Source organism: Sinorhizobium sp. Y406 (genome assembly GCF_058732025.1).
This window is the reverse complement of the sequence record NZ_CM178975.1, coordinates 2,011,852-2,029,053: the sequence shown is the minus strand read 5'-3', so window position 1 is coordinate 2,029,053 and position 17,202 is coordinate 2,011,852. Positions and strand designations below refer to the sequence as shown.

The 17,202-nt window shown below is 58.5% G+C and carries 15 protein-coding genes and 3 pseudogenes; 7 read left to right on the top strand and 11 right to left on the bottom strand.

The window, feature by feature from the left end:
* Nucleotides 1-67: 67 nt before the first annotated feature.
* Genes rfbA through rfbC form a run of 3 tightly spaced genes read right to left on the bottom strand, consistent with a single transcriptional unit; the run spans nucleotide 68 to nucleotide 2,427 of the window.
* Complete coding sequence (gene rfbA / locus AC4P1R_RS26450) at nucleotides 68-934, bottom strand: glucose-1-phosphate thymidylyltransferase RfbA (RefSeq protein ID WP_492178323.1); 867 nt, start codon at nucleotides 932-934, stop codon at nucleotides 68-70.
* A gap of 26 nt (nucleotides 935-960) precedes the next feature.
* A complete protein-coding gene (rfbD, locus tag AC4P1R_RS26445; protein WP_492178322.1) occupies nucleotides 961-1,836 on the bottom strand; it encodes a dTDP-4-dehydrorhamnose reductase in 876 nt (291 codons plus the stop codon).
* An 18-nt stretch (nucleotides 1,837-1,854) separates the two neighbouring features.
* Nucleotides 1,855-2,427, bottom strand: a complete 573-nt coding sequence (gene rfbC, locus AC4P1R_RS26440) for a dTDP-4-dehydrorhamnose 3,5-epimerase (protein WP_492178862.1) — start codon at nucleotides 2,425-2,427, stop codon at nucleotides 1,855-1,857.
* Nucleotides 2,428-2,697: 270 nt separating this feature from the next.
* Here rfbC and AC4P1R_RS26435 point away from each other — a divergent pair, with 270 nt between their 5' ends.
* Together AC4P1R_RS26435 and AC4P1R_RS26430 are read left to right on the top strand one after the other, a co-directional pair.
* The gene (locus tag AC4P1R_RS26435) at nucleotides 2,698-4,602 is read left to right on the top strand and encodes a glycosyltransferase family 2 protein (protein WP_492178321.1); all 1,905 of its coding nucleotides are present in this window, start codon (nucleotides 2,698-2,700) and stop codon (nucleotides 4,600-4,602) included.
* A gap of 328 nt (nucleotides 4,603-4,930) precedes the next feature.
* Nucleotides 4,931-5,323, top strand: coding sequence for a hypothetical protein (locus AC4P1R_RS26430; protein ID WP_492178861.1), 393 nt, complete (start codon nucleotides 4,931-4,933; stop codon nucleotides 5,321-5,323).
* Here the strand turns inward: AC4P1R_RS26430 and tnpC are convergent.
* The 4 genes and pseudogenes from tnpC to rfbB form a co-directional block, all read right to left on the bottom strand.
* Complete coding sequence (tnpC, locus tag AC4P1R_RS26425) at nucleotides 5,303-6,253, bottom strand: IS66 family transposase (protein WP_492178320.1); 951 nt, start codon at nucleotides 6,251-6,253, stop codon at nucleotides 5,303-5,305. The genes AC4P1R_RS26430 and tnpC overlap by 21 nt on opposite strands.
* 25 nt (nucleotides 6,254-6,278) lie before the next feature.
* Nucleotides 6,279-6,533 (bottom strand): annotated as a pseudogene (locus tag AC4P1R_RS26420) (transposase domain-containing protein); the annotation flags it as partial.
* A 389-nt stretch (nucleotides 6,534-6,922) separates the two neighbouring features.
* Nucleotides 6,923-8,422 (bottom strand): glycosyltransferase domain-containing protein, encoded by a 1,500-nt coding sequence (locus tag AC4P1R_RS26415; RefSeq protein ID WP_492178319.1) that lies wholly within the window; start codon nucleotides 8,420-8,422, stop codon nucleotides 6,923-6,925.
* A gap of 157 nt (nucleotides 8,423-8,579) precedes the next feature.
* Nucleotides 8,580-9,641: a dTDP-glucose 4,6-dehydratase gene (gene rfbB, locus AC4P1R_RS26410; protein ID WP_492178318.1), complete on the bottom strand. Its 1,062-nt coding sequence runs from the start codon at nucleotides 9,639-9,641 to the stop codon at nucleotides 8,580-8,582.
* Between the two features lie 223 nt (nucleotides 9,642-9,864).
* On the opposite strand from rfbB, the gene AC4P1R_RS26405 reads away from it, so the two are divergent.
* Together AC4P1R_RS26405 and AC4P1R_RS26400 are read left to right on the top strand one after the other, a co-directional pair.
* Nucleotides 9,865-10,959, top strand: a complete 1,095-nt coding sequence (locus AC4P1R_RS26405) for a hypothetical protein (protein ID WP_492178317.1) — start codon at nucleotides 9,865-9,867, stop codon at nucleotides 10,957-10,959.
* Nucleotides 10,960-11,173: 214 nt separating this feature from the next.
* Nucleotides 11,174-12,352: a polysaccharide biosynthesis/export family protein gene (locus tag AC4P1R_RS26400; RefSeq protein WP_492178316.1), complete on the top strand. Its 1,179-nt coding sequence runs from the start codon at nucleotides 11,174-11,176 to the stop codon at nucleotides 12,350-12,352.
* A 493-nt stretch (nucleotides 12,353-12,845) separates the two neighbouring features.
* Here the strand turns inward: AC4P1R_RS26400 and AC4P1R_RS26395 are convergent.
* Nucleotides 12,846-12,983 (bottom strand): annotated as a pseudogene (locus AC4P1R_RS26395) (ATP-binding protein); the annotation flags it as partial.
* A 290-nt stretch (nucleotides 12,984-13,273) separates the two neighbouring features.
* Between AC4P1R_RS26395 and AC4P1R_RS26390 the strand changes: the two are divergent.
* Both AC4P1R_RS26390 and AC4P1R_RS26385 read left to right on the top strand, forming a co-directional pair.
* Nucleotides 13,274-13,487, top strand: a pseudogene (locus AC4P1R_RS26390) (prevent-host-death protein).
* A 216-nt stretch (nucleotides 13,488-13,703) separates the two neighbouring features.
* Nucleotides 13,704-13,931: a PIN domain-containing protein gene (locus AC4P1R_RS26385; RefSeq protein WP_492178315.1), complete on the top strand. Its 228-nt coding sequence runs from the start codon at nucleotides 13,704-13,706 to the stop codon at nucleotides 13,929-13,931.
* 44 nt (nucleotides 13,932-13,975) lie between these two features.
* Here the strand turns inward: AC4P1R_RS26385 and AC4P1R_RS26380 are convergent, their stop codons facing one another.
* The 3 genes from AC4P1R_RS26380 to AC4P1R_RS26370 form a co-directional block, all read right to left on the bottom strand.
* Complete coding sequence (locus tag AC4P1R_RS26380; RefSeq protein WP_492178314.1) at nucleotides 13,976-14,500, bottom strand: DUF4334 domain-containing protein; 525 nt, start codon at nucleotides 14,498-14,500, stop codon at nucleotides 13,976-13,978.
* Between the two features lie 204 nt (nucleotides 14,501-14,704).
* Entirely contained in the window at nucleotides 14,705-15,517 is an 813-nt protein-coding gene (locus AC4P1R_RS26375) for a hypothetical protein (RefSeq protein WP_492178313.1), read from the bottom strand.
* Nucleotides 15,456-15,854 (bottom strand): hypothetical protein, encoded by a 399-nt coding sequence (locus AC4P1R_RS26370; protein ID WP_492178312.1) that lies wholly within the window; start codon nucleotides 15,852-15,854, stop codon nucleotides 15,456-15,458. Before AC4P1R_RS26370 ends, AC4P1R_RS26375 begins: the two co-directional genes overlap by 62 nt.
* A gap of 1,091 nt (nucleotides 15,855-16,945) precedes the next feature.
* On the opposite strand from AC4P1R_RS26370, the gene AC4P1R_RS26365 reads away from it, so the two are divergent.
* Nucleotides 16,946-17,137, top strand: a complete 192-nt coding sequence (locus AC4P1R_RS26365; RefSeq protein WP_165614762.1) for a hypothetical protein — start codon at nucleotides 16,946-16,948, stop codon at nucleotides 17,135-17,137.
* The last annotated feature ends 65 nt before the right edge of the window (nucleotides 17,138-17,202 follow it).

Here is a 17,202-nt window from a genome sequence, read left to right as displayed (position 1 = left end):
CTTTGACTCCCTAACCAGAAGCGCTAATCAGTGCCAATCCCCATCTGATGACGGTTCCGCTGGCTTCTTAGCCATCTGCCAGCTTCAGCAGTGACTTGCCATAGGCGGTTTTCGAATAAAGCGTACCGTATTCCTGAAGCTTTTCACGGGAAATCCAGCCATTCAGATAGGCGATTTCTTCGATGCAGGCGACGCTCGTTCCTTGCCGGTGCTGGATGGTACGGACAAATTCGGATGCCTCGAGCAAGCTGTCGTGCGTTCCCGTGTCAAGCCAGGCGTAGCCGCGCGACATGCGCTCCACGTGAAGGCTGCCTGCCTCCATGTAGAGCCGGTTTATATCCGTAATCTCGTATTCACCGCGCGCCGAAGGTTTGAGGTCGCGCGCATATTTCACGACTTTGTTGTCGTAAAAATAAAGACCGGTGACCGCCATGCGGGATTTCGGCTGGCTCGGCTTTTCCTCGAGCGAAAGCGCCCGGCCCTCACCATCGAGTTCGACGACGCCGTACCGCTCCGGATCCTCCACCTCATAACCGAATATGGTCGCGCCGCTCCTGCGGTTCAGCGCGTGAGCGAGCAGGTCTTGCATGCCGGCACCGTAGAAAATGTTATCTCCCAATACCAGCGCAACATTATCGTTTCCGATGAAATCAGCGCCGATAGTGAACGCCTGCGCCAAGCCGTCCGGACTCGGTTGAACCGCATAGGAAATTTTCAGACCCCAGCCAGAACCATTCTGGAACAGACGCTCGTAACTGCCAATATATTCCGGGGAGGAAATGATCAGAATATCCCGGATATTGGCTAGCATAAGCACGGACAAGGGATAATAGATCATTGGCTTGTCGTAGATCGGAATAAGCTGCTTGTTTACGGCAACCGTCGCCGGATGAAGACGCGTGCCGGACCCGCCAGCAAGAATGATTCCCTTCATTCAGGTTTCTCCGCAGTATTGATTTCTCATTGATTGAGTTCGGTCAACGTCTCGGCAAGAGCATCCACCCAAGAACGCGGGCGGATCGCATAATCCCTCGTGATCCTGCTGGCGTTCAGAACCGAATTTGCCGGACGCTTGGCGGGTGTTGGATAGTCCGCCGTCGTGATCGCCTGCACTTCAGGCACCCTGTAACCCGCAAGCGCCTGCTGGCGGAAGATCTCACGCGCAAATCCGCACCAAGTCACCGCGCCGTCGTTGGAAAAATGATAGGTCCCCGCAGGAGCGGCCGGATCCTTGACCATCCGCGAGGCGACGGTCGCGAGGGCCGCGGCAATGTCCCGGGCGGACGTCGGGCAGCCGCGCTGGTCGTCGACAACCCGCAGGAGTGGCTTTTCGACCGCCAGCCGCAACATTGTTTTCACGAAATTGTTTCCATGTGCGGAAAAAACCCATGACGTCCGCAAAATGACGTGGCGCGGATTACCGCTCCGAACTGCCAGTTCACCGGCAGCCTTTGACGCGCCGTAAACACCTACGGGATTGATTGAATCCTCCTCGACGTAGGCTTCGCTCTTCGCACCGTCGAAGACATAATCCGTGGAGACATGAAGCAACGGGATGCCGGCTTTTCGGGTGGCCTCGGCCATCGCCGCCGCAGCCAGGGCATTCACCTTCCAGGCCGTCGTCACGTCGTTTTCAGCCTTGTCAACTGCGGTATAGGCGGCTGGATTGATAACGACATCGAAGCCGCCTGCCTCAATGAAGGCGCCGATTGCATCGGCATCGACAAGATCGAGCTCAGAGCGCGAGGCCATGAGGACATCAACCCCGTCCGGCCAGGCCAAAAGGGAAAGCTCCTTGCCAACCTGTCCGGTTGCACCGGTCACCAGAATTCGCACAATCCTGCTCCGTCGACCTTAGACTTCCACCAGAGACAGGGGCGTTCCGTCATAGGAGAAAGGACTTTCAAACTCGGAGAGAAGCGGCTGCATCTCGTCCTTGGGGCTAAGAAGCGGTTGGACACCTGCCGGCAACGGCCAGGGGACATTTACTTGCGGATCGCTCCAGAGGATACCGCCGTCATTCGCTGGCGCGTAGAAATCGGTTACCTTGTAAGTCACTTCGGTCGACGCCTCGAGGGTCACGAAACCATGTGCAAAACCCACCGGAATATAAAGCTGACGACCATTCTCCGCCGAAAGCTCCGCACCGACCCATTGACCAAAGGTCGGCGATCCACGCCGGACATCGACGGCTACATCAAAGATCTTTCCCCGAATGCAACGGACGAGCTTCGCCTGAGCAAACGGAGGCGTCTGGAAATGAAGCCCCCGCAGCGTCCCCACAGGCAGGGAAAGCGAATGATTATCCTGCACAAATTCGTCATCAAGACCGAATTCCAAGAACTTTTTCTTGCTGTAGACTTCAGTAAACCAACCGCGATCGTCACCGAAACGCCTCGGCCTGATCAACAAAACTTTCGACGGCATGCAAGATCCCAATACTAACTGTTCATGGGTGACGACTAGCACGAAGCCTTTGAGCTGGTCCAGTGTCGATTGCAGCATCGTCCGAACTATGCCAGAAACGCGCCTGCTCGTACCTAAGCGACCAATCGCGGGGCAGCCCTCGAGGGTCTGCTTAGGTTCCGTTGTTTGCCGTAGGTTCTGACCGCAAAACCGTAGAGCACTTTTGCGGAACCCGCTTAGACGCATTCTCGTCCAGGCGGGGTGCATTGGAGTGGCCGGGAGCAGTTTGGCATGACGCAGCATTCGAATGGTCTTTTCGTTGTTCTCAACGACGAGGACGCCCGCGTTTATGCGGACTGTCCGATTGTCGTGGAGATCGCGGACCCGGACGGTGTGCTCGGCCGCATTCCTATGATCTGCCTTCGACGAAGCGGGCGGGCGCCGTCCGAACTCACGCGTTCCGTGCTTCTCGATCGCAATGGTAGAGGGCGTTTTTATGGCTGGACGCCCGCAAGCCTCTGCGGGCTTGAAATACGACCGGGCGATCAGGCCGCCTCTGCAGGTTGCAAACCAGAAATCCGTGTCCGCAAAGTAACTCTCGCCACGCTCGCCATTCTTGTCGCATTGAAATCACCGAAAGCGACCTCGCAGTCACTCAAACTCTTACTCACCAGGAACTTGAAAGGTTTCAATTTTCGCTTTGCGCGGCTTTACGATAGCCTGAACGAGCCCTCTTACGCGGCGTGGACAAGTTCCAGATTGGAGATGGAGCGGTCCGTCTCCGGACATTCGGCAACCCCGACGCTGCCAGTCTTCGTTTCGATTGTCGGCGACCCGAGGCTTGCTGCCGCAACGCATCAATCCATTGTCCGGCAATCCTATCCCAATGTTCAGGAGGTGCCGGTTGGCCTTGTCCGGATGATCGCTGCAAGGTCGCAAGTGCCTACGTTATGGATGCGTTTGCAGGCCGGAACACAGCTTCACCACACTGCAATCGAAAGATTGATCCAGCCGCTCGCAGCGGACGCGAGCCTCGCGGCAGCCTATTGCGACGAGGACCGGATCGACGGACGTGGCAGGCGGTTCGCGCCATTTTTCAAGCCAGCCTGGAATTCCCCCCTCGCGGAGACCGGCTGGCTATCCGCGGACGGGGCACTCATTCGGCTGAGCGCCCTTGGCAGCGATGTGGATCTCGAGCACACCGGCTCTGGTTCTCTTTTGCTCGCAGCTGCGCGCCACGGACCGATTGTGCACGTTCCGCACGTCCTCCTTCACCGCACCGCACCACGCAGCCCGGCTTCGCCCTCCATGCCGAGGATTGCCAGGGCGAAAACAAAGGTGAGCATTGTTATCCCGACCCGTGATCGCGCAGATTTGCTTTCGGCTTGCCTTCGTGGCCTTTTCGAAGGAACCCGAGCGAACGATCTGGACGTCATCGCAATCGACAACGACAGCCGTGAACCCGAGACGCTCGCACTATTTGCGCAGTACGAGGCTAACAGACGCATAAACCGCATAATCCTGCCCGGCTCATTCAATTTCGCGCGAGCTTGCAATCTTGGCGCGGCGAATGCCCGACACGAACTAGTCCTGCTATTGAACAACGACGTCGAACCCCTCGATCCAGGATGGCTCGATCAGATGGTCGCCGAACTAGACGACTCGCGTATCGGCGCTGCCGGTGCGCTGCTTCTCTTTCCGGATGGTTATGTACAGCATGCCGGCGTGACTCTCGGCTCTGGTTCGGTTGCGCGCCACAGCTTTCACTTTCGTAAACCGGGAGCAGGCGAGGATTTTGGTCTGCTTGCCCAACGGCAGGAGGTGAGCGCCGTGACCGCAGCGTGCCTTCTGACGCGGCGTAGCCTGTGGGCAGCGGTCGGCGGAATGAATGAAGACCAACTGCCCGTCGCCTTCAACGATGTTGACTACTGCCTGAAGCTACGGGAACTCGGTAAGGGCGTTATGTGGACACCGCACGCACGGCTCGTTCACCGCGAATCGGTATCGCGCGGCTCGGACAACACGCCCGAAAAACTCGCACGCTTCGCAGCCGAGGAAAAGTATATGCACGAGCGTTGGGGCGCTGTGCTACAAAACGACCCGTTCTACAATCCCAACCTCTCGCTAACTGCCGGCGATCGTGTCCTCGAAGCACAGCCGCGCGATCTCTCACCGAGGCTCGCCGGCATGCGGTAGTAGACCCGATCGAAAACCTCTGGCAGTTCATGCGCGATAACTGGCTCTCCAACAGCGTCTTTAAATCGTAAGCGTCCGGTCGTGGGGACGGTTATGCAATTGTGGCGATAAGAACGACGACCACAAGCACCCACGGGATCAAACCGATCCATCCTGCCATAGGAGCTTGGCAGATCAGTGAGCCATCGGGAACGCGTTTAAATCCCAGCCAGTTAAATCCTATTTCGGTCGAGGATATGGATTGCACGCGCACCTTCCCGAGGGTGATGAGCGGCAACACGAGCCTGGCGGTGGTGTAGCCAATCACCTCAACCAGGCGCTTGCCGTTATGAAGCAAATGGCGACCCGTTATTCCGACGACGATATCGCTGCAACGTTGAACCGAATGGGCATTCGAACGGGTCAAAACAAAACCTGGACTGCGCACCGTGTCAGCTCCATTCGCAGGGTTCAGGGCATCCATGCTTTTCGGTCGGCCGAGAAAGATGGGCAATGGCTGACCATGAAAGAGGCCGCTAAATGCTTGGAAGTGACCAGCCACGTCATTCGCCGCCTTATTGTTGATCGTATTTTGCCTGCTGAGCAGGTCGTCCCCGGTGCCCCATGGCAAATCGAAGCGTGTCATCTTCAAAACCAGGAAGTGATCAAAGCAATACGCAACAGAAATGGTCCGTGTCGCGCCGAACTCCAAAAACAAATATCAATGTTTCCCGACACTTGAAGAAGAGGGGTACAATGAATCAGCGCTTGCTATCGGCCGGATTGCCCGCTCGGCGGCGTTGTTGTCGATCTCGATGGTGCCGTCGTCGAGGAAGCGGCAAAGCGACGCCCAGCGGGTAATCGCATAGCGGATCGCCTCCGCCGTGCTGCTCGAGCGCGGCAGTTCCGTAAGCATCTTGTCCCACCGCCGGAGCGCCTCGATCTTCGGTTTGGCCTGGCTCTGGCGGATGGTCTTGCGCCTGTCCGGCGGCGCTCCGCGGATGGCATTCTCGATGTCGTAGAGTTCGCCGATCCGGACAAGCGTTTCCTCGGCGATCGGGTGCGTTCCGAGGCTGGTGGTCAGATCGAAGAACTTGCGGCGGACATGCGCCCAGCAGGCCGCCTCCTGGATGGCGGCCGGTTTGCCGTGTTGCGTTGCTTCATAGAGGTCGCGGAACCCGGCATAGCCATCGGCATGCAAGATGCCCGAGAAGTCTGCAAGGTGAGCTTTCGGATGCTCACCCTTGCGATCCGGGCTGTAGAAGTAGCAGACGGCGGGCGGCGTCTCATCGCCCCGGGACCGACCATCGCGGACGTAAGTCCACAGCCGCCCGGTCTTCGTCTTGCCCTTGCCGGGCTCCAGCACCGGAACCGGCGTGTCGTCGCCATGCAGGCGGCTGCCGGCGAAGACGTGCGCGCGCAGTTTCGCGACGAGCGGCTCGAGCAGCGCACTGGCCTTGCCGACCCAATCGGCCATGGTCGAACGAGAAAGATCGACGCCTTCCCGCGCATAAATCTCTGATTGCCGATAGAGCGGAAGATGATCGCAATATTTGGCGGTGAGCACATGCGCGACAAGACCAGCTCCCGGCTTGCCACGCTCGATCGGCAGCGACGGCATCCGCTTTGATGTCGGTGTCGCAGCCCTTGCAGGTGAAGCGCGGTTGCACATGCCGCACGACCCGGAAGGAGGCCGGAATATAATCGAGCACCTCGGTGATGGCCTCGCCGCTGCGGATGAAGTCGGAACCACCGCAGACCGGGCAGGCACAAGCCGCCGGGTGAACGACCTCCTGTCGCGGCAGATGATCCGGCAAGGGCTGACGGCTCGGCCGCGCCTTCTCGCGAGTGCCCGAGACGGAATGCGCAGAGACCTCGATCTCCGCGTCCGCCAGAGCCGCTCGCCTCAACCTCCTCCAGAATCCGAAGCTTGTCCTCGTCCGTCCAGACACGGCGGCGCTCGACGCCCGTCAGAATCTCAACCCGCCCCATAAGTTCACCCTTGGCTACGTCACTAACTACGGAATTAGCGACGTAACTTCAGTGCAATGGGCGAAATCTCAAAGGCTGCTTCACCGGACGCTTACTTTAAATCCTACGAAGACATCGTTGATCATTGCTGCCACGCGTGGCGCAAGCCCCAGCAACAACCTTGGAGGATCGGAGGACATGTCCATCGGTCACAGAATGCGCCAATGAGTTTTAATTAATGGCAACTGGTATCAGTGGCTTGCGCTTAGTTCACGGCCGACCGGATCAATTTGCCGTCGCGACCGTGGGGTCCGGCGACAGCCCATGGGCAAGCGGAACAACTTCTTTGGAAGCTACACTCGCGCCTCCGTCATCTTTTGACGATAACTGCCAGCGCATCTGAACAGTTCGCCCCTAGCGAATAATCCATCGAGTCGAACATATGAATCTCGGCGATATTCTCACGGATTTCCTTCATCAGTTCCGGAGCTATGAAGGCCGTTTCTGGCAGGTCGCCGTGCTGGAGTGAACGCAGAAGATCACGTGTTTTTGGCTCAGCGGTATCTTCCCATTGCGGCGGCTGATAATGCAGATCCTCGATGAAATAGAGGCCGCCGCTTGCTAGTTTCGGGAAAAGGCAGCCTAGTGTGATCTGCTGGTGCTGCGAGGCATGGCTGCCATCGTCAATGATGACGCGGATATCATGCCGGCAGGGCGCGAGCGCTGCCAAAAGCTGTTCCGGCCTGGACTGGTCCGCCCGGGCGAAGGTGATACGCTCTTTTTGCACCGCAGAAAAATCCGCGATATCGATCCCGTGGATTTGCGCGCGCGAGAAATACTCGTTCCACATCAAGAGTGATGGCGCATTTTCATACTTTCCGGATTGCCCGTGCTCCTGCATATCGTGGCGCAAGAGACCAATTTCTACTAAGGTGAATTCCTCGTTCCTAAGGCGTGACAAATAATGCTCGTATATTCTCGTGTAGAAGTGCCGGTTGTAGTATAGCCTCCCCTTGTCGGACTTGTATTTGTTGGCGAGAAACTCCATTGCTAGCGGTGGATGATACCGATAGGCTCTGTTTTCCTTATAACCATGCTCGAACATGTGCTGGCGTGCCGCGACACCCGCCTCTCGCACATCACGGTTCAGCCACAGGTATTGCTGCTCGTTGAACCCATACGGTATGCGCCTGTCCACCACCGGCCAGCGGAACAGTCGGTTGTCGTCCAGGGCTTCATCTATTTGCAGCACGGGCAACCCAAGCTTGCCGAGACAGAAAGGTAGGGAAATCTGGTCGCGCGCCGAATAACGAAGCACATGCTCATACCAAAGGTTTCCGGCCACCCGCACACGAGGATCGTTGTGGCGGCGCAAAAGGAACGTGCCGGCGTAAAGCCCGGCTTTGCACGGGTGCCCTGCCGCCCGATAGACCTCCATCTGCTCGCGCACTCTCTCCTCATCATCGATCGATGATCGAATAACTTCTTCGCCTTCGTCATAGAGACAATCGCGCCAAGGATGGCGCAGACAGGCGAAACTGACACTGGTGTGGCCAAGGTAGCGGTCGAAGAGCTCGGCTGCGGAAACCAGTAGCTGTACAGTATTGTCGATGTAAAGCGACTCATCGAAGTCGGACAGATAACGGTGCGGACATAGCTTCGGGGCTCGGCTTTCGCGCGCATTGCCCAAGAACTTCGTACCGACGAAGCGAATATCCCAGCTTTCCGATCGAAGGTCGGGGTTATCAGTAAAACAGATGTAATGAATGCCTTTGTCAGCTTCGGGTCGCGCGACTTCGTTCAGGACCTCGTAGTTCCCGAACAGGCATGTATAAACCACTCGCTTACGCGCTTCACTGGAAATGGGCATCGAATTACCTTCTTTCAAAGAATTATGCGCGATGCGATGGTCAAGACAACCTCTGTGCCCTCAGCTTTCTTTCGTGACGCGGCAGCAGTGGCTGCCGCGTCACAGAAATGTGCCTCCAGCGTTCTAACGAAGCTGTAACCGCGCACAGCAACGGCCATTACTTCCCGCCGCCCAAGTTCAAAAGGCCCAGACGGCCGCCGTCATAATTCTCACGCAGCGGCCTCCACCACCGTTCGTTTTCGAGATACCATCTCACGGTCTTTTTGATGCCCGTGTCAAAGGTTTCCTTTGCCCTCCACCCCAGTTCAGTTTCGAGCTTGGTGGCGTCGATTGCGTAACGCGCGTCGTGGCCGGGGCGGTCCTGCACATAGGTGATGAGACGGCTGTGCGGCTTTCCTGCGGGACGCAGTTCATCCATCAGCGCACAGATCCGCTTTACCACATCGATGTTGCGCCTCTCGTTGCGACCGCCGACATTATATGTCTCGCCGACACGGCCGCGCTCAGAGATGATATCCAGCGCGCGGGCATGATCCTCCACGAACAGCCAATCGCGAATGTTGGCACCGTTCCCGTAAACCGGCAGAGGCTTACCGTGAAGCGCGCTAATGATCATCAGCGGAATAAGCTTCTCCGGGAAGTGGAACGGCCCGTAATTATTGGAGCAATTCGACACTACTACCGGCAAACCATAGGTGCGCTCCCAAGCCTTTGCGAGATGGTCGGAAGCCGCTTTCGAAGCCGAATAAGGAGAACTCGGATCGTAGGGGGTCGTCTCCAAAAACAGCCCGTCCTCGCCGAGCGACCCGTAAACCTCATCGGTCGAAACATGCAGGAAACGGAACTCTTCCTTTTTTTCCGGCGCAAGCGACTGCCAGTAGTCGCGTGCGCACTCCAGCATGGTGAATGACCCGAGTACGTTGGTTTCGACGAATTCCCGCGAGCCCGTGATCGAGCGATCGACATGGCTTTCCGCTGCCAGATGCATGACACGATCAGGCTTGAAACTTGCGAATGCCCCGGCCATCGCCTGACCGTCGCAGATATCCGCTTTCAGGAGCCGGTATCGAGAATTTCCTTCCACGGCTTCCAGGGAACTAAGAGTGCCTGCGTAGGTCAGCTTGTCGACATTCAGGACGTCGTAGCCTTTTTCCAGAACAAGATGCCGGACTACAGCCGATCCGATGAAACCCGCTCCGCCGGTTACCAGCACGCGCATATGAAAGATATCTCCGTTGTTGAATCTTCATGACCGATCATTTCACGGCATAAAAGGAATCCATCCGGCATTCGTCAAGCCTCGTTCGTTGTTATCTTGTGCCGACTCGGTGCTGAGCCTCACCAGGAATGTGGATGGTCCGGATACGAATACAGGGTGACTTTCCTGTGACATGCCGGTAGGGCGTTATCGGCAGACTGAAGCGATGGAAAGCGGACCGGCCATGACATTCGGCGACAATTTACGTACTCGTCTAGCCCGCATCCTACCAGTGCCGCAACTTCGCGCAGGTGCAACGGGCAGCGCGCGCCATCCAGTTAAGCGCATCATTCTCTTCGGATGCCACCCGAACCCCACATCCGACTACTACTTCGCCGCTCGCCTTGCAGCGCCCAACATGCCAGAATTCCACGTGGCTGACATTCGACACGGCGACTTCAGCGCTCTCGATCCGCATGGCGCCTTCGTCATCCTGTGCCGATACGCATCCGCCGCTACGCTCGCCTGGATTGAGAGAGAAAGCACGCGGCTTGCCGGCGTCGGGCTCTTCCTCGATGATGACATTCCGGCCGTAATCACGGGCAAAGATGCCCCCTTACGCTATCGAATCAAGCTTTTCGCGAGGGCGCTTCTGCCGCTCGGACGCCTCAACCGGCATCTCGATATCGTCTGGGCTTCAACACCGCGGCTGGCGCAACGACTTAGCGCCGCGCAGGCGCGCGTACTACCGCCCGCACCTCCTGAAGGTCTCGCGAGCGGGCACCAAACGAGCTTGCCATCAAAACATGACCGTCTGCTGATTGCCTATCATGCGACCGCCGTGCATGTCGAAGAACATCGCTTCCTAAAACCGATCCTTTGCGACGTGTTGGCCTCGCGCCCGAACGCCCACTTCGAGGTCGTCGCGGGACGTGGGACGGCACACCTGTGGCAGGGCATGGAGCGGGTGACGGTGCGCGCGCCCCTTTCCTGGCCAGACTATCTGGCCGAGACCTCTAAGCGCATCATTGATATTATGCTGGTCCCGCTCAGCCCCTCGCCTGTGAACGACTGCCGCTCGCCGACCAAGCGGATCGACGTAGCACGGACCTGCGCGGCCGGCATCTTTTCAGCCTCCGAGGCCTATGGGCAACCGGACGGCGGCGGCGAAATCCGCCTTGCCTATGACAGAAAGCAGTGGCGCGATACGATACTTGTATTAATCGATAACGCGGAGAAGAGAAAGAATGCGGCGGCGGCGACACGCAGCCTCGTGGAAACCATGAGGCGCGAGGCGGAAGCCGGACTCGATCTTTCCTTAAAGCCGCCGCATGACTAGCCTGCACGACCGCCCCACTCTGTAGAACTTGACACAGGAGCCGCCACTCTTCTCACCGCATCGCCAGAGCAAGACTTTGGTGAGAGTTCGGGGATAATTAGGTGGCTTGTTGTGGGACGGCGATTGTGCTTTTCAGGGACCGGCGGGTTCCCTGCCGGGAAAGATGCGGCGCAGATATCCGAATGGAATCATTGCCGAATACTGGAGTGTCGTAGTGAAACGTGTGACTGCCCTTCTGCTTTGTACCGCGCTTGCGGGTTGTCAGGCCGTACCGGGCGAGGGCCCCCTGGCAAGTGATATCGTAGCGGAAGCCGGCCAGTCCGGGGCACAGGTCGGCAGGAAGAATGCCACCGTCTTCGATATCGTTGACGTCGACGGCCAGTCCGCGCGGCTCGTTTCCGACTATGTGGCGACGACGCTCAGCCGCCGCTTTGGAATAGGCGGCGGCGTCGGTCAGGTCGTCATCGGTGTCGGCGATCAGCTGAAGGTCACAATCTTCGAGGCGGGCAGCGACGGCCTGTTTTCCACAACCGAATCGAAGCAGACGAGCATCGATCTCGTCGTCCAGCCGGACGGCAAGGCTGCCATTCCGTATGTCGGCTCGGTCCGGTTCGTCGGCCTGACGCTCGAGCAGGCGCGTCAGGCGATTCTCGAGGCCCTCAGGCAGAAAGCGGTGGAACCGGACGTCATCGTGACGAGCACCTCGACGGCCTCGCGCATCGTCACTGTTTCCGGTGCGGTTGGTCGTCCGTCGGTCGTGCCGCTCAATCTCGTCAGCGAGTCGATCAACGAAGTCATTGCCAAGGCGGGCGGGCCGGCGGCGCAGCCCTACGAGACCTATGTCACGCTCGTGCGCGGCAAGAAGACCGGAACGGTGCTCTTGAAGTCGATCATCGAGAGCCCATCGGAGAACATCCACGTCAAGCCGGGCGACCAGATCTTCGTCACCCGCGATCCGCGCACCTTCACGATTCTCGGCCAGATCCAGGCCAATCAGCGCGTCGAGTTCGGCGCCAACGACCTCAACCTGCTCGAAGCCGTGGCGCTCGCCGGCGGAGGCGATGACACTAGCGTCGATGCAAAGGGCTATTTCGTCTTCCGCTACGAAGAACCTGACATCGTCATGAGCCTGCTGGGGCAGGAACGGTTCCACGCGATGCTCAAAAAAGGCATGAAGCCTGATAGCATCGGCCGTTATCCGATCGTCTACCGTTTCAACATGACGAATCCGGACAGCCTGATCGTCGGCCAGACCTTCCCGATCAAGAGCCGAGACGTGATCTACGCTTCGCGTCATCCCTCCGTCGACATAGCAAAGTTCCTCGATTTCATCGCTCAGCCTATTGGAGTGGCAAGCTCTGGCGTCAGCATTACGAGGATAATGACCGACTAGAAAAGACTCATCAGAAGACTCGACACCGCCGTATGGCTTTCGCTCGCCAACTAATCTGCGTATATGAGACTCGAATGACTTCATGACTGCTACGACAAATTCCCAGAGTTGTCCAAGCGCTCGCATTGTCCGCAGCAGTGCTTTTGCAGCTTTCTAGCTGCCGTCGATGAGTTGAACTCCGGGCTTGGCCGGTGCAGGGGTCCGGCAAGTTGTCCGACCTGCAGCTTGGTCTGCTGGTAATTAATCATGATCAGATTGGGCCAAGAGATGACCTGACTTGGGGACGTTGGAGAGCGCCTGAAGCGCCATTTGGGCGGTGGGCGGCAAGACGCCTCCGATGGAACTGTCAATCGGCGCTGAACTTTGACCCCTACCTGCATCAATATTGACCCCCCAGGCGCTTTGCGGATCAGCACTTCGCCCGCCCGGCCAGGTTATGGGCGGTCGCAGAGGATGCAGAGGATCAAGTGCGGGTGCTGTAAGGAATCCGGCTTCAGATTTGCGAACGGTTCTTGAAGCGCAAAGACTCGTCTCCGGTTTTGGCGATCTCGCTATGACGCTTCAGTCGGCCAAGAAGGGCGGTGGTCATCTTGGCGTCGCCGAAGAGGTTCGGCCATCCTCCGCAAGCGAGATCGTCGAGGATTATGAACTGGAGGCGGCTCAAGTAATCGGTAAACCGCGCCTGCGGCCTACCGGATACCGCTGAAGCGCCCTCGCCATCGTTCGCCCAATCTTGATCCCGCCGGCCAGGAGCGCAAGGATGTTCGTGTGTGGCCCTATGCGACTCTTAAAGCCGCCGGATCGATCACCGGTTCGGCCTTGATTCCTTGATTTCCCCAGCCGCAATCTCTAAAAGGCCCTATGTGATCACATCAGGGCAGGCCAGAATGTCCACAATCAGCCAAACCCGGTTTTTCGAACATCGTGGCCGCTGGTGAGTTTGTCACGATCACGCGGCACGGCCGCGCTGCTGCCGTGCTCGTCTCTGTGGGAGCCTCAGAAGCGGCAAAGAAAGCGCTACATAAGGAACGCCCTAGGCTCGCCCCATATCTGAGATCCTTCCCCGCCGACCTCGATCTCGACGACGATGTGTTCGCCCCGAAATCCGGCTCCCTCGCGTGAGGTCGATCTGTGACCGGCTACCTTATCGATACGAACGCAATTTCCTTGTTCTCGCCCTCCCGAGCCGCGGCCACGCCCGAATTTGCAGCCTGGCTGGAAGAACAGGAGAAGGTTTCCGCCGTCTGCCTGTCGGCCGTTACCGTCCACGAGATTGAAAAGGGCGTACGGCTTCTCGAAGCCAGAGGCGCAAAGGCCAAAAGCGGCAGGAATAGAGCTATTCTTGAAGGGCTTGATCGCCGGTTACGGCGACAGGATATTGCCCGTAGATGCGGATGTTGCACGGGAAAGCGGCAAATTGAAAGCCAGGGCCATTGCAGCCGGTCACAATCCCGGCGCGTCGGATGCGATGATTGCGGGAACCGCCAGCTTTCACCGCCTGACGGTCATCACCGCCAAGCTGAAACATTTTCGTGCCTACGGGATCCAGGTGAAATCACCGGCTCAAGTGGCGCGCTGACATCATCTTGTCGAGTTGTATCCGTCTCATCTCGCCTCCGCCGCTCACTCCTCCACGCGGTCGAGCTCGAAGAAATAGTGCCGGTCGTCCCCTTCGATCTGCATCACGCCCAGCAGCCGATCGCGGTCGATCTTGCGGAAATGATCGATGATCGGTTTCCGATCATAGACCATTGCCGCGCTTATGGCCCCGCGGAAAGGCATCGCGCGCAAGGAGGCGACCGGGCCTTTCGCACGCAGGTACCGCGCCAGATGCGAGAACAGGTTTCTTGCCGCTTCGGTGCGCGCGAAGCGGTGAAAGCGAAGGGCGAGCCCGAGCGGGATGGGCGCGGGATCGATCGGCAGGAGCCGGTTGCCGCCGACGCGAAACAACAGCGGATCGGCGCGCCCGTCGGCGCGGAAGCGCTTGCCGTACCAGCCGAGATTTTCGAGAACGCCGTCCAGCGGGTGCCCTGTGGCGACACCGCGTCCCTGCCAGAGCCCGACGAGCTCCCCGGTGGCTACCGGCTCCAGCCTGTCGAAAAAGGCGAAGGCGTCGCCTTCGGATGGGAAGGTCAGTCGTTCTATCACGGCGTGATCCGGTTAGTTAGATTCTTTCCGGGTATGCAGCGCCAGCGGCCGACGGGCTGGACCTGGAACTGCTGCAGCCGGTCTGGCGGGCCAAGCGCGAATCGCCGGGTGAACTAAAGCGCGTCGCCATCAAACGTACCCGTGCGACGCGCTTCGGGTCGGCGCATGCCGTTGCCCCAAAACTGTTGCACCGTTTTGGGTACATCAGACGGCGTCGCCCCAGCGGCTTGCCGTGTCGGGCAAGTCTGGTGTAACTTCGGGCTCCGAGGTCGCTTTGCGATATTCGATCCCACCGGCGTTGAGATCATGGACCTCCATCGGAATTCCCCCTGAATTCACGGCCAGTATTCCGACGAGTTCGAGGGGCGCGTTGCGCAGGTAGTTTTCTGCGCGATTCAGAGCAGCAACGAGTTCGTCCCGGATACTTGCCGCGGTCCAGTCGGAAGGTAGGCCACGAACCGTCGTATAGTCCCCATTTGTGACGGAGAGCGCCCTGCGCCGGATCTCATCCACTGTACGCAATGGCGAGAAGTGCGGAGGTTTGCCTGCCGCGGCCATAATCACTGGCCCTAGTGGGCACATGTGGGTATCAATCATCAGCTGATCGACGTAGTCTCGAGCCTTCGTCCGCGTAGAGGCGGCAATCACCTTGTTCACGGCAAGGTCGGATCGGTGCAGACGTGCTCCCCATTCGTCATCCCTGACGAGCGGAAAGAAGCGCGTTCGCGTCTCGCTCATCCATTGGACAAGAGTGTATTCCCCAGCGCGCATGACACTTGCCTCGACGCAGCCGTAGATATTGATTTCGACAGAGACCTTGAAACCGTCAGCCCTCAGTTTCTCGATGTCCGCATCCGCGGCAGATCCGATTTCCTCGTCGGTGTCATGAAAGATATGGATGTCGGATAGGCGTGGCCAGTCCATGTTCAAGACCAAGCCGCCAGCAATGTAGCTGCTATCGGACCTGTTTGAGGCGATCGAGGCCATGATGTCCTTTTGGATCTGCGTCAGTGCCATCAGCTTCTCCGAGTTGGGAAAGCATTTTTCGCCCCATTGCATAAGCTCGCGCATCACCGCGCTCCATAAGAGCATTGGCAACAACCCGCGCCTTCTGCCGAAGATCATTCAACTTGTCGAGATCGATGTTGTCGAACACTCTCAGACCGTATCGCTCGGTCGCCATCCTGATGAATTCCGCCAGACGACCCTTCTCGGCCCGATGCTCGGAGCGAAATTCTGAGGCAATATTCACGATCTCATCTCGACGCGCTCTTGGCACGAGAACTTCCACCCTCACGAGATCGGCTGCTCCCCCGCTCTTCCGATATTTTTTGATGCGCTCTTTTACAGACATGGACACGAACTCCCACAGGGGCAATATAGGCGTATCCGGGATACGGATCAAGGTTCACCTTATTGGCTCAATGGATCGACGTCTGGCGGCGATTGCTGCCTACCTAGTCGCACCAATGCACCCGCCCATCGGGATTCGATTTCCGCTGCCCCACCTCTAAACGGGGGCCGGTGCGGCAAATACAGATCGGGTGGAGCGACGTGGTCCGGCAATGAACAGGCGCTTGCTGCGTGGATCGCCGAAGGTGAGGTTTGCAACCGTTTATGGTGCGAAAATCTTGCCGATGGGCAATACCGTCCGGGGCGAAACAATGCACGTCTTCGCCGGCACTTGACCAGGCATCGCCTGCCGTGTCTGTCCGGATACCGTCGGGGCTGCCCCTTGTCGATCATCGCAGGTGGACGGGCAAGACGGCTGGGCACGCCAGTCCGCTTCGGTCACTGCTGCGTGGCAGGGTCAGCGTTCCAGATGTCCCGGTACAGGTGCCAGGCGCCGTCCGCTCCCTTTTTCCAGATATCGATGTATTTGCCAGCTTGGTCCACTGGATTGTTATCCTTTCCAGGGGCTTGTGCGTGGATCCTCGGCCTCGAGCAGCTCAGGGCCGAGGATGACGGAAGAGGAAGACGCCAAACGCCAGCCGTCGTTCTAGACCAATCGGGTGATCCTCTCCGGGACACATCGGCCAACTGGCCGAATGGATCAAAAGGTTGAATGACGTCTATATCGGCGGCAGGGCACCGGCGGAAAACGGAAGAGATCCGTCCCGCCCTGTGACGCCGCGTGGTGTCGGGGCGACGACAATGGTCGAAATGGTGGAGCAAGCGATGAGCCTGATGGAATGGCTGTTCGGCAGGCCGGAGACTTCCAGGAACGTGAGGGTCCTAGCGCATCGGCCCGAAAATCGTACCCGATTTCGGAAAGCTCGATGCGCAGATTCAAAGAGCTACAGCGACCTTTGCGCGTCTGAAAAGACGCGCGGCGCCGTAGAGGGCAGGCCGGTTCTGACCGGGGCCCCGATCAAGACGGTGCCACGGGTGGCCGCGGTCGCGCCGAAGGAGGCAGAGCCCATTAGCAAGGAGGAGTGGGACCGCTTGCTGCTGGGGCAAACGCTTGTCGACACGCTCGTTCCCCACGCGAGAAACCCGGCACCCTTCTCCACCCACGAATTGGGCTATTTCACCAATAAGTGGATTGCCGCCATGTCCGAGGATGACCGTAGGGTCCTGTCAGAAATCCTCATGCGCAACAGGGGCAAACGCGACTTCAATAGGAGACACGGGTGATCGGGAGAGACGCCGGACCGGTCTCAAGGCGCCCGAACTAAGGCGCGTTGCTTTGCATGTCGTTA

What these genes read in the sequence shown, in the direction of transcription:
- AC4P1R_RS26435 (WP_492178321.1), top strand. Translation starts at nt 2,698, where the DNA reads ATGACGCAGCATTCGAATGGTCTTTTCGTTGTTCTCAACGACGAGGAC.
- rfbA (WP_492178323.1), bottom strand. Translation starts at nt 934, where the DNA reads ATGAAGGGAATCATTCTTGCTGGCGGGTCCGGCACGCGTCTTCATCCG.
- AC4P1R_RS26375 (WP_492178313.1), bottom strand. Translation starts at nt 15,517, where the DNA reads ATGGCACTGACGCAGATCCAAAAGGACATCATGGCCTCGATCGCCTCA.
- AC4P1R_RS26415 (WP_492178319.1), bottom strand. Translation starts at nt 8,422, where the DNA reads ATGCCCATTTCCAGTGAAGCGCGTAAGCGAGTGGTTTATACATGCCTG.
- tnpC (WP_492178320.1), bottom strand. Translation starts at nt 6,253, where the DNA reads ATGTGCAACCGCGCTTCACCTGCAAGGGCTGCGACACCGACATCAAAG.
- AC4P1R_RS26370 (WP_492178312.1), bottom strand. Translation starts at nt 15,854, where the DNA reads ATGTCTGTAAAAGAGCGCATCAAAAAATATCGGAAGAGCGGGGGAGCA.
- AC4P1R_RS26405 (WP_492178317.1), top strand. Translation starts at nt 9,865, where the DNA reads ATGACATTCGGCGACAATTTACGTACTCGTCTAGCCCGCATCCTACCA.
- rfbC (WP_492178862.1), bottom strand. Translation starts at nt 2,427, where the DNA reads ATGCCGTCGAAAGTTTTGTTGATCAGGCCGAGGCGTTTCGGTGACGAT.
- AC4P1R_RS26430 (WP_492178861.1), top strand. Translation starts at nt 4,931, where the DNA reads ATGAAGCAAATGGCGACCCGTTATTCCGACGACGATATCGCTGCAACG.
- rfbB (WP_492178318.1), bottom strand. Translation starts at nt 9,641, where the DNA reads ATGCGCGTGCTGGTAACCGGCGGAGCGGGTTTCATCGGATCGGCTGTA.